The 11,084-nt window shown below is 49.5% G+C and carries 9 protein-coding genes; 8 read left to right on the forward strand and 1 reads right to left on the reverse strand.

What is annotated here, in order from left to right; translation table 11 throughout:
- Positions 1-806: 806 nt before the first annotated feature.
- The 5 genes from AS151_RS12980 (at position 807) to menD (ending at position 7,198) form a co-directional block, all read left to right on the forward strand.
- Positions 807-2,156, forward strand: coding sequence for a nicotinate phosphoribosyltransferase (locus AS151_RS12980; protein WP_071517489.1), 1,350 nt, complete (start codon positions 807-809; stop codon positions 2,154-2,156).
- A gap of 71 nt (positions 2,157-2,227) precedes the next feature.
- The gene (locus tag AS151_RS12985; protein ID WP_071517490.1) at positions 2,228-2,821 is read left to right on the forward strand and encodes a nicotinate-nucleotide adenylyltransferase; all 594 of its coding nucleotides are present in this window, start codon (positions 2,228-2,230) and stop codon (positions 2,819-2,821) included.
- 40 nt (positions 2,822-2,861) lie between these two features.
- Complete coding sequence (locus AS151_RS12990; protein WP_071517491.1) at positions 2,862-3,623, forward strand: NUDIX hydrolase; 762 nt, start codon at positions 2,862-2,864, stop codon at positions 3,621-3,623.
- Positions 3,624-3,686: 63 nt separating this feature from the next.
- Positions 3,687-5,426 carry an NAD+ synthase gene (locus tag AS151_RS12995; RefSeq protein WP_071517492.1) on the forward strand — a complete coding sequence of 580 codons (1,740 nt, stop codon included), beginning with the start codon at positions 3,687-3,689 and terminating at the stop codon, positions 5,424-5,426.
- Positions 5,423-7,198, forward strand: coding sequence for a 2-succinyl-5-enolpyruvyl-6-hydroxy-3-cyclohexene-1-carboxylic-acid synthase (gene menD / locus AS151_RS13000; protein ID WP_071517493.1), 1,776 nt, complete (start codon positions 5,423-5,425; stop codon positions 7,196-7,198). Before AS151_RS12995 ends, menD begins: the two co-directional genes overlap by 4 nt.
- 126 nt (positions 7,199-7,324) lie before the next feature.
- Here menD and AS151_RS13005 read toward each other — a convergent pair whose 3' ends face one another.
- Positions 7,325-7,708: an MAPEG family protein gene (locus tag AS151_RS13005; RefSeq protein WP_244533000.1), complete on the reverse strand. Its 384-nt coding sequence runs from the start codon at positions 7,706-7,708 to the stop codon at positions 7,325-7,327.
- A gap of 368 nt (positions 7,709-8,076) precedes the next feature.
- On the opposite strand from AS151_RS13005, the gene AS151_RS13010 reads away from it, so the two are divergent.
- The 3 genes from AS151_RS13010 to AS151_RS13020 all read left to right on the forward strand — a co-directional run bounded on the left by AS151_RS13010 (position 8,077) and on the right by AS151_RS13020 (position 11,003).
- Complete coding sequence (locus AS151_RS13010) at positions 8,077-8,811, forward strand: alpha/beta hydrolase (RefSeq protein WP_071517495.1); 735 nt, start codon at positions 8,077-8,079, stop codon at positions 8,809-8,811.
- 41 nt (positions 8,812-8,852) lie between these two features.
- Positions 8,853-9,491, forward strand: a complete 639-nt coding sequence (locus AS151_RS13015; protein WP_071517496.1) for an alpha/beta hydrolase — start codon at positions 8,853-8,855, stop codon at positions 9,489-9,491.
- A 177-nt stretch (positions 9,492-9,668) separates the two neighbouring features.
- Entirely contained in the window at positions 9,669-11,003 is a 1,335-nt protein-coding gene (locus AS151_RS13020; RefSeq protein ID WP_071517497.1) for a hypothetical protein, read from the forward strand.
- Positions 11,004-11,084 lie beyond the last annotated feature (81 nt).

The raw sequence follows: 11,084 nt of genomic DNA on the forward strand, positions 1-11,084 counted from the left end.
GTAGCCCGCTAAGAGGCTAAGACTGGACTAACCGAACACAATTAACACAGATGTCAATTAATGTTCAGTGATTTGGTTAGTCTGTTCTCGTACCAAATCTGATTTGTACAAACCACATTTTATATACAAGAGTGGGAAAAAGCACTACAAGAGGTTCTAGCTTGGGGAAATTTTTCGGGTGTTGCCCGTACGGATTTCGGTTCCCTAGATTTTGGCTTTGAAATCGCACAATGGGAAAAGTGAAATTTTTTTGGCGACTGGGGATTGATTTTGGAGAACTTTTGACCTATAATTTAGATAATGGGAATATTTTCTTCAATTTGAAAATCGCATCTGTTCCCATTATCTAAAAGTGTCTACTAATAAAATACCATATTTGGGGAAATAGTGGGAAAAAATTTCGCTTTTTTCTTTCGTTGCTTAAAAACCAATCGGATAGCAACGAGGGGCGTTTCGCAAAGGGCGACCCTTGAAAAAGGAAACGCTCGATAAACATTTTTGTAGGGTAGTACCCACCCGACGATGGAAATGTGGTTTTGTATTAAAAGATTTATAGCGTATAAAAAATGGATAGGTAGGGTTAACAATACCTAACCGGCAAATTTTCCGGCCATCTCCAGGGAGATTATTTGCAGCGATCGCTGTTCCCATCTTCCCAGCTCAGTAAGCTTAGCAAACCGATCGCCAGTCCCCCTATAGACATTTTGGTGAAAATCACTATAATTTAAAAAAACGCAATATATGGCAGGTCGTCGCAATATCGTCCGGGGAAACGAACTTTAAGCACTGGCAGTGGGAAGCACACTATGTACGAAAACGAATCGATGAGCAACCTTTGCCCATCTGGAAATTCAGAATACAGCCTGCTAACGGATTTGTACCAACTAACCATGGCAGCCTGCTATGTAGGGGAACAAATCGAGCAGTATCGGGCAAGTTTTGAATTATTCGTCAGACATTTACCAAAAAACTATGGCTACCTCATTGCCATGGGATTGGAGCAGGCACTGGATTATTTGGAAAATCTCCAGTTCTCCCCAGAACAAATTGCGGCAATGAAAGAAACCGGTATTTTCGAGGGGGTAAGCGATCGCTTTTGGGAAGTACTGCAAAAGCCGTGGCAGGGGGATGTGTGGGCAGTTCCCGAAGGCAGTGTCGTGTTTGCCAACCAGCCTTTGCTGCGGATCGAAGCGCCGTTGTGGCAAGCCCAATTAGTAGAAACGTTCCTGCTGAACACCATTAACTACCAAACGCTGGTAGCCACCCGTGCGGCGCGCATGAGGGATGTTGCCGGTCCAGAAGCGATGATGCTGGAGTTTGGCACCAGAAGGGCATTTAGCCCCCAAGCTTCCCTGTGGGCGGCGCGTGCGGCTTTGGCTGCTGGTTTGGATGCCACTTCCAACGTGCTGGCAGCATTTAAGTTGGGGCGCAAACCGGTAGGCACCATGGCGCATTCGTTGGTGATGGCGATTTCTGCCATTCGCGGCAGCGAGTACGAAGCATTTTCCGCCTTTCACCACTATTTTCCCGGAGCTTCCTTGCTCATCGATACTTACGATACCGTAGCAGCAGCCGAAGAGCTAGCCAGACGCTTGCGAACTGGAGAAATAGAACTGCGCGGCGTACGTATTGATTCGGGGGATTTGGTATCCTTGTCGCAACAAGTGCGATCGCTTTTGCCAGAAGTACCGATTTTAGCCAGCGGCGACATTGACGAATGGGAAATTGCCCGTTTGCTTGCCAGTGGTGCGCAAGTGGATGGCTACGGCATCGGTACCAAATTGGTTTCTGGCAACGCGCTCAATGGCGTTTACAAATTGGTAGAAATTGATGGCCTTGCGGTCAGCAAACTATCCCCTGATAAAACCACCTACCCCGGGCGCAAACAGATATTTCGCCGTTACGAGGGAGAATTATTGCACAGCGATCGCTTGGGCTTGATGTCAGAAGCTCCCCAAGCCAACGAACAGCCGTTGTTACAATTGGTAATGAGGGACCGAAATCGGATGCAAGAACCAGCCAACATCGAGGCGATCGCCAAACGGACCACAGCCTCAGTAAACAGTCTTCCTTCCAATGTAAGAAAACTGACCAATCCCGAAACCATGGGCACCATTTCGCCATCGCTGAAACAGAAGCTGGGCAAAAGCCCATAGTATTCGTTTTTTTTTACATCGTTTTTTGAAGTTTTTTGAAGTTGTCGCCAGTAGGTTCATAGGTACCTTTTATGGAAGATAGAACCACCAAAATTGCTCTGTTTGGCACCAGTGCCGATCCGCCTAGCATTGCTCACCGGGAAATTTTGCACCAGCTTGCAGCCAACTTTGACTGGGTAGCAGTTTGGGCATCTGACAATCCTTTCAAATCCCACCAAACGCCTTTAGAACGTCGTGCAACCATGCTGCAGCTGGTGATTCACGATGTGATGCGCCACCAACCGAATGCCCAAGGCAACATCGGCTACCATCCCGAGTTAAGCAGTTCCCGGGCTTTGCTGACCGTTGAGAGAGCCGAGCAAATTTGGCCAAATGCCGATTTCACCTTTGTTGTGGGTTCGGATTTGCTAGAACAGCTGCCACGGTGGTATCGGGTAGAGGAATTTCTCCAGAAGGTACAATTGCTGGTGGTTCCCCGAGCTGGATATCCCATTAAAGAGAAAGAGGTAGAAACCCTCAAACAAATGGGAGCGCGCCTTGCGATCGCGCATATGGAAATTCCCGATACCTCATCAACCGCCTATCGGCAAATCAAAGACCCCAACGCCGTTCCCCAACCCATCGCCGAATACATCCATCGAGAACGCCTGTATGAGCCTTGCTAACTCTGCGGTGTGTAATTCTTCCAGCGCGTCTATTCCATCCATGTCAAATTCCCATGACATTCGTTCGGTACCTACCCCCGCTGGGTTTCAAGTGGGGGTAGACGCAGTTATCTTTACCGTTGACATGAGCGCCAGTCGCTTGTTGGTTTTGCTGGGGGCAGCGAGCCACCAGTTTGTCGAAACCGCTACCGCAGCCAGCGATGCTCCCAACTGGCACTTACCAGGTACTTTGGTAGGTGCTAGCGAATCCCCCGAAAGTGCTGCCCGCTCTCTGTTATGGAAAACCACCCAAACCAAAAACTTATATTTGGAACAATTATATACCTTTGGCGAACCGAACAGACACAGTCCCCAAGCGGGGCAAGGGCATGGGGCACGATACCTTTCCGTGAGCTATTTGGCACTGCTAGGGGGAAACCAGCCCCAAGCTCTGACGCCAGTTAACCAAGACTGCCAACTGGCGTGGCATATTTTCTCCGAAGTACCAACCCTCACTTTCGATCAAAATAAAATTATCAACTATGGCTACGCTCGCCTGCGCAACAAATTAGAATACAGTCCCATTGCCTTTCAAATATTACCAGAATCCTTCACTCTCAGCTACTTGTATCAGTTTTACACCATAGTTTTAGGAGAAAACTTCTCCGATTACTCCAACTTTCGTTCCCGCCTGCTGAAATTGGGCTTTTTGCAAGATACCGGGTTAAAAACCTCCCGCGGTGCCGGCAGACCAGCCACTCTGTATCGTTTTGACCGCGCTGCCTTTGCCCCTTACAAAGACAAACCCTTGGTGTTTGTTTAATAATCTCTTGCTTTTTTATTCCTTGAACCGCCCCACCAGCAAAGAACCTTTAGGAATCTCCGAATGAAAATTGCGATCGCACAACTCAATCCCACCATCGGCGACCTACCAGGAAACGCCCAAAAAATTCTCACCAGAGCCCAAACCGCCGCCGAAAACGGCGCACGCCTGCTGCTGACACCGGAACTTTCCCTGTGCGGCTATCCCCCGAAAGATCTGCTGCTGTATCCCGACTTCATTGCTGCCATGCACCGGGAACTGCAACAACTAGCACGGCAACTCCCCAGCGATCTAGCCGTCTTGGTAGGCACTGCCACCGAAAACCCCCAAGCCGACAGCGGCGGCAAACCTTTATTCAACAGCATTGCTTGGTTGCAAAACGGAGAAATTGGTGCCACCTTTCACAAACGTCTGCTTCCCACCTACGATGTCTTTGACGAGCAACGCTACTTCGACCCCGGCAAAACCAGTAACTGTTTAAACCTAGACAATATCCGCATTGGCGTCACCATTTGCGAAGACTTATGGAACGACGAGCAATTTTGGGGTAAGCGCCACTATCCGTGCAATCCCATCGAAGACTTAGCCAACCAAGGCGTCGATCTCATCGTCAACTTATCTGCTTCCCCTTATAGCTTAAACAAACCCAAACTGCGGGAAGCCATGCTCGGTCACAGCGCCCAACGCTACCGCTGCCCCATTATCTACGCCAATCAGGTGGGCGGCAACGACGACTTAATTTTTGACGGCTGCAGTTTAGCCTTCGATCGCACGGGCAAAACCGTAGCCCGGGGCAACGCCATGACCGAAGCACTGTTCTTTTTAGAATTTAACTCCACCAACCAACAGCTCACTAGCCAAACCACCAACGCCTTTCCTGCCAGCGAAGAAGCGGAACTGTGGTCGGCCTTGGTTTTGGGGGTGCGAGATTACGTGCGCAAGTGCGGTTTTCAAAAAGTAGTATTGGGCTTGAGCGGGGGGATTGACTCCTCCCTCGTTGCCGCGATCGCCACCTGTGCCCTCGGTGCCGAAAACGTGGTGGGTGTCTTAATGAGTTCCCCCTACACCTCCGATCGCTCCGTCACTGACGCCACCCAGTGCGCCCAAAACCTGGGCATCGCTACCCACCACCTGCCCATTGCCGGCATCATGGAAGCCTACGACCGCTCCTTGAAAGGCGTATTTGCTGGCTTGGGCGAAGACGTTACCGAAGAAAACCTGCAATCGCGGATTCGCGGCAACCTCCTCATGGCGCTGTCGAACAAATTCGGCTACCTGCTGCTTTCCACCGGCAACAAATCGGAGATGGCTGTAGGATACTGCACCCTCTACGGAGACATGAACGGTGGTCTAGCCGTCATCGCCGATGTGCCCAAAACCCGTGTCTACGCCCTATGCCACTGGCTCAACCAACAGCAAGCAACTGGCTGGCAAAGCAACTGCGAACGGTGCCTGCACACCCAAGCCGCAGAAATCATTCCCCAAAATATTTTAGAAAAACCCCCCAGTGCCGAACTCAAACCCGATCAAGCAGACAGCGATTCCCTACCCAGCTACGAAATTCTCGATGAAATCCTAGACCGCTTCATTCACAAACACCAATCCCGCCAAACCATTGTTGAGGCTGGTTTGCCCGCCGAGGTGGTAGACAAAGCCATAAACCTTGCCAACAAAGCTGAATTCAAACGCCGCCAAGCCCCGCCAGGTCTAAAAGTCACCGATCGCGCCTTTGGCACCGGCTGGCGCATGCCCGTAGCTGCTCAAAAAACCCTCCCCAACCCCGAAAAAAGCAAACACCTATGACGGTAGATTTTCGCAATACCAACACAGTTTGGGCGTCGGTCTTGGTGGAAACGCTGCAACGATTAGGAACGCGCTACGCCGTTGTTTCTCCAGGGTCGCGCTCTACTCCCTTAGCGGTGGCACTGGCAGCCCATCCGGGGATAGAAGTATTGCCCGTGCTTGACGAACGCACCGCCGGATTTTTCGCTCTGGGGATTGCCCGACAAACTGGCAAACCGACTGTTTTGGTTTGCACTTCTGGCACTGCAGCTGCCAACTACTATCCCGCCGTGGTGGAAGCCGCCGAAAGCCAAACCCCCCTGTTGGTGCTGACTGCCGACCGCCCCCCGGAGTTGCGCGAGTGCCGCGCCGGGCAAGCCATCGACCAGGTGAAGCTTTACGGTAGCTATCCCAACTGGCAGATAGAATTGGCAACGCCTGTGGCAGAGTTGGGTATGTTGCGCTACTTACGGCAAACCGTGGTGCATGCTTACCAGCGATCGCTATTTCCTGTGGCTGGGGTGGTGCATGTCAACGTGCCTTTACGCGATCCGCTGCCGCCGGTGTCGGAGTCGGGAAATGCTTTTTCTCCGGTTTCCGTGCAATACCAACTGCAAGAGGATTTTTTTGCCAACTTGCCCTCTCATTTCCCCATCAGCGGGCGCTTTATCCCGGAGGCGGCAGCCATGAGCGAAATTTTCGATCGCTGGTGCCAGTGCGATCGCGGTTTGATTGTGGTCGGGGGGGTGCAAGCTGCCAATCCCCGTCAATATGCTATGGCGGTGGGCAAACTGGCGCAAAGTTTGGGCTGGGCTGTTTTGGCAGATGGGATTTCGCCACTACGTCACTACGCCGCTGACAATCCCTACTTAATTTCCACCTACGATGCGATTTTGCGCAGTCGAGAACGCGCCCGGGAATTGGTGCCGGAACTGGTGCTGCAACTGGGGGAACTGCCGGTCAGTAAGACCCTGCGCAATTGGTTGGCGGGGGTGCCCCACCAACGCTGGGTGATAGACGCACGCGATCGCAATTTCGACGCCTTGCACGGTCAGAGTATTCCCCTACACACGGATGTGGTCTCCCTGAGCAATTATTTTTGTCAGTACAATCAAACCGCCCCATTTGGTGCCCCCACTACCTACTGCCAAACCTGGTGTCGTTGGGAAGCCACAATGCGTCAAATGCTCGATGGGGAACTGGCGGCAGTGGAGGAGATGGTAGAACCCAAAGCGGCTTGGTTGCTGCATCGGGTATTGCCACCGCGCACGCCTGTATTTGTTGCCAACAGCATGCCTGTGCGAGATTGGGAATGTTTTGGACCCCCCAACAATTTGGGCATTCAGCCTTTCTTTAACCGCGGTGCCAACGGCATCGACGGCACTTTGTCTGCGGCGTTGGGCATGGCACACCGACATTTGCCCGGCGTGTTGCTAACCGGCGATTTGGCCTTGCTGCACGATACCAATGGATTTTTGCTGCACAAACAGCTCTCGGGTCATTTGACGGTGGTGGTCATCAACAACCAAGGGGGTGGCATTTTTGAAATGCTCCCCATTTCCCAATTTGAACCGCCCTTTGAGCAACTGTTTGCCATGCCGCAGCAGGTGGATTTGCCCCAGCTGTGTGCTGCCTACGGGGTTGCTTACGAAGAAATTCGCAGCTGGTCGCAGTTTGAGGCGGCTTTTGCTTCCCTACCGGTGACGGGGATGCGGGTGTTGGAGGTGAAGTGCGATCGCAAGCGCGATCGGCAGTGGCGTCAGGAGCTTTGGCAGCGGTTGGTGCGGCGGTGAGGGGGCGTGTGGGGGCGTACCGAGCGTGGGCGAAAATCAGAAATGGTACTTTCCATGCTCGGTATATTTCTGCCCGTGGGAACTCCTATGGTAGGAGAACGTCTTGGGAGCATGATGAAGATTGGGTTAAAACTGAAAACCGCTTAAGGAATTGCCAATCGATAAACTAACACCGACTAAAGCACCTACCAACAAAACGAGCGTGCTTAACGAGGTGATGCCGAAGCCCAATCCTCGCTTTTCGGCGGCTTGGTAGTAGCCGATGGCGTAGACGATGCGCCCGATAATCCAAATGCTACCCAAAATGGCCCCCCACATCGAGCTAACATAGTTGGAGAATATCCACAGCGCTGGTAAAAACATCAACATCTGTTCGATGGTGTTTTGCTGTACGCGCAATACACGCTCGAAGTTGGGATTGCCGGTGGTTTGTGGGGGTTTGATTTGATACTTGGCTCTGGCACGACCTACATTTAAAGTAAGAACGTAATACACCAGTAGACTTGCCATGGTGACCAAACTTGGATACAGCAGGGAGGAATCCATAAAGGTACGTTTTCCAGGAAAGCTTCTTTTTGATTTTACCCTACATTGAGAGGCTTTTTTATTTGTTTTTTATCCAGCAATCAAAGGAGATATAAAAATATAGAAATATGGATATGTATAAAAAATACTTATCGAGTGTTGGCTCTTATGTTATTTATCTAATTTTATTTTTCTGGGAGGTTAAGGACAATTTCTCTATATCAAAACATAGTACCATTTCCTTTATCATCTCTTGCATTTTATTAAGAACATTACGTAAATATTTATTTTATTTTTTTCGATTCCTGAGTTTGTGGTAAAATATCTCTGTCGTTTGCAGTCAGTATTTTCCCATGGTAGAAAAAGTTTTGTTTTGGTTTTCTCAACCACCAAAAAAAGTGCGATCGCTGATTAATTTTGCCCGAAAAAAATGGCAGTCTTTGCTTGGACAAATAGTCGCGATCGCGATAGTAATTTTAGCGAGTTCTTTTGCTTTTCCGGAGACAGCCATAGCTTCGGAGGGCATCGTTTTTGAATACGGCAGCCAGCAGGAAACGGTTTCCCTGGAAGATATTCAAGACTTCGTAGAAAACGGAGATATTCCAGAAGTTTTTAGAACCCGTCTGGAACTGAGAACGCAGGATTTGGAAGATTTGCGTCGTGCCTTGCAGTTACAAATCGAAAACATCGACCTGGATTTTCTAGAAAGGGCTCTCAACAGTTCCATTGGCGAATTTGTATTGCGGCAAATTGGCGAAATTATCAGTAGCGATCTAGAAAGCGACATTCAAGCCCTAGCAGAAACCCTAATTGTAGCGGCTGAAGATAGAACCCTATCGCTGCTGGAAGTCATGGAAGAATTTCCCGAACGCCTGATTTACGTGCAAGGTCCGAGGCTAACCAAAGTATACGAAGATATCCGATTTATCGCAGAAGACGTGCGGGAATTTGTAGCGTTTGTGGATCAATTTTTAGAACCTTTGGTTTGCAATGGAGAAACCACAGCGCGATCGCCAGAAAATATGGAGAAAATTCCCGAAAAAATTGTTAGCCGCCAGCGCGGGTTGCACTTTTTCCCAAACCGATAGACATAGATTGGTTGTTGGGAATTTCTAGATGGAGTTTGTTTATGCAATTTTTCAAGCAGAGAAAGCAGCCTTCTTGGGTTCGTCAAAAATCTCGTACCATTGGGGCAATCGCGCTGGCGATTGTAGCGTTTGCCACCACCGTTGCCCTGACAATTTTTCCCAGCGATCGCGGGGTAGCTTCCGAGCGTTTGGTAATCACCTACGGGGCTATCAATCGTTCCATTGAAATTAGCGAAATTGCCACCTTAGTGGAAACAGGAGAAGCTTCTACTGGCTTGCAAGATATTATCCGCGTTGCCGATATCGACAAAGAAACCATGCGGAAAATCTTTGCCAAAGAAGTAGATGCCGATTTACAATTTTTAGACAACTCTCTCAACCATCCTTTGGGAGAATTTGTCTTGTTTAATATTGGCAATGTAGTACATCCCAAATCCCGAGAAGCTGAAATTCAAGCGTTACGCGCTGCTATTGTGCTCTCGGCGAGCGATGATGGCAAAATTTCGCTGTTAGAATTTTTACAAAAATATCCCACCCCAGATATTTATTTAGACGCCCAACGATTGCTAGAGCTTTCCCAAGATTTAGATTTTGTTAGCGCTGGTTTTCAAAAAGCCTTAAATTTCGTACGCGATAGCATGCTCTACGATTTGATTTGCCCCCCTTCGCAAACCAGCTAGCCCACGGGCGCATGTCATGAATTGTCTACAAATTTCCCCAGGCGCGATCGCTGCGATCGCGTCATTTTTTGTTCTCGATCCCAGAGAAAATCTTGAGTTCGGTAGATCTACACCCAACAGCACGTTATTCTGAAACAAATAGCCAATCTTGGTTGGTTGGATTCTGTTGATATGGGGATGGCTGTGATTCAAACAGAGACAGAACACAGAAGACTTGGTTCGTTTGCACTAGCTGCGTTATTGGTTTCTGCCCACTACGGGTTGGGCTTTATTTTAGGAACTGCAGAAAAAGCACTCACCTGGGGATGGGCTGGGAGTTTGTATCCCATCTCTCTAGCGGTGGGCACCATCGTTTTGCTATTTCTCGCCAAATTTTACTGGCAAGAAATCGAACCAATTTGGACTTTACTCGGAAAACGCTACGGTCAGTTGGTCGAAATTCTAGTGGGATTCACCTGCTGGCTGTCGCTAATTGGCATTTTTGCCGTACAAATTATTGCCGGTGCTTTCCTGCTAAAAGTGTTGGGATTTCCCGTATTTCCCAGCACCATCGGCTTAACCGCTACGGTTTTGCTGATTTCTTGGCTGCCAGTAAACAAAGCCAGTTGGCTGTTTCGCACCCTGTTGGGATTCAACTTGCTGGCTTTGCTGTTTGCCTTGCAAAAACTCGACGGGGTTGCCGACTACCTCCATGCACCTTTGGCTTTGCTACCGGCGTTGCAAGAAATCAGCTTGCCTTCGTTTAGCGGAATTTTTCTCTCTACCGTCTTGCTGGTGCTGATTGACATGAAATACCAGCAATTTGTCGTGCAGGCAAAAACTGTTCGCACTCTGTATCTGGGTTGTTCCCTGGCGGCGGTGTGGTTGTTGCTGCTGTCGTTGCTGCCTTCTGGGGTGGTAATTTCGGCGCAAAGTTTGGGCGTGTTACCCAACGGTTTGGATGGCAAGGAAACCATTCCTTGGATTTTATCCTGGTTAGGGGGTGGCATCGATACGATTGGCGGTCAGTTGCTGATTCTCTCGTTGCTGGTGCCTGCTTTGGGGGTAGGAAGTAATGTCTTGCGGGTGCAAGCCAAGACTATATTGGATTTTCAAGTATTTCCCGACTCCAACGCCAGCAAATTGTTTATTTCCACTGCCAATGCTGCTTTGGGCTTACTTGTGGCTTTGCAGGGCAATTCTATTGTGGATTTAATTGTTTGCTTTTACGCGGTTTATGTGTCTACGGTATGGATTCCCTTTTTGTCGTATTTGCTTGCTAGAGCCGGTAAATATGCTTTTACGGGGGCAAGCGTGCGTTTGGCTTTGGTCATGAGTGCGATCGCTTCGGTGGTGATGCTGGTGGCTACGCAAATCGACCCGCACATTGCCTGGTACGAAAACCCACAACTGACCATTATGGCATTTGGTTTGGGTTTTGGCATTTGTGGGTTGCTGGTTGGCGAAGCGATCGAAAAATACATTCCTGGCGTGCAGCTGGAAAAACTAACCCAATCACTGGACAAAAATTGACATTCGTGTCGATTGCGTTCGGTTCGTCCAGCCTTGGTCTCGTAGCAGACTCCGTTATTTCGGTCATGACACCTTTCGCGG

This window comes from Geitlerinema sp. PCC 9228 (assembly GCF_001870905.1).
In the GTDB taxonomy this organism is placed as follows: Bacteria; Cyanobacteriota; Cyanobacteriia; order Cyanobacteriales; family PCC-9228; genus PCC-9228.

Bases quoted from the DNA above. Each gene is read 5' to 3' on its own strand.
- AS151_RS12980 (WP_071517489.1), top strand. From the start codon at position 807: ATGTACGAAAACGAATCGATGAGCAACCTTTGCCCATCTGGAAATTCA.
- AS151_RS12995 (WP_071517492.1), top strand. From the start codon at position 3,687: ATGAAAATTGCGATCGCACAACTCAATCCCACCATCGGCGACCTACCA.
- AS151_RS13005 (WP_244533000.1), bottom strand. From the start codon at position 7,708: ATGGCAAGTCTACTGGTGTATTACGTTCTTACTTTAAATGTAGGTCGT.
- menD (WP_071517493.1), top strand. From the start codon at position 5,423: ATGACGGTAGATTTTCGCAATACCAACACAGTTTGGGCGTCGGTCTTG.
- AS151_RS12990 (WP_071517491.1), top strand. From the start codon at position 2,862: ATGTCAAATTCCCATGACATTCGTTCGGTACCTACCCCCGCTGGGTTT.
- AS151_RS13020 (WP_071517497.1), top strand. From the start codon at position 9,669: ATGGCTGTGATTCAAACAGAGACAGAACACAGAAGACTTGGTTCGTTT.
- AS151_RS13010 (WP_071517495.1), top strand. From the start codon at position 8,077: ATGGTAGAAAAAGTTTTGTTTTGGTTTTCTCAACCACCAAAAAAAGTG.
- AS151_RS12985 (WP_071517490.1), top strand. From the start codon at position 2,228: ATGGAAGATAGAACCACCAAAATTGCTCTGTTTGGCACCAGTGCCGAT.
- AS151_RS13015 (WP_071517496.1), top strand. From the start codon at position 8,853: ATGCAATTTTTCAAGCAGAGAAAGCAGCCTTCTTGGGTTCGTCAAAAA.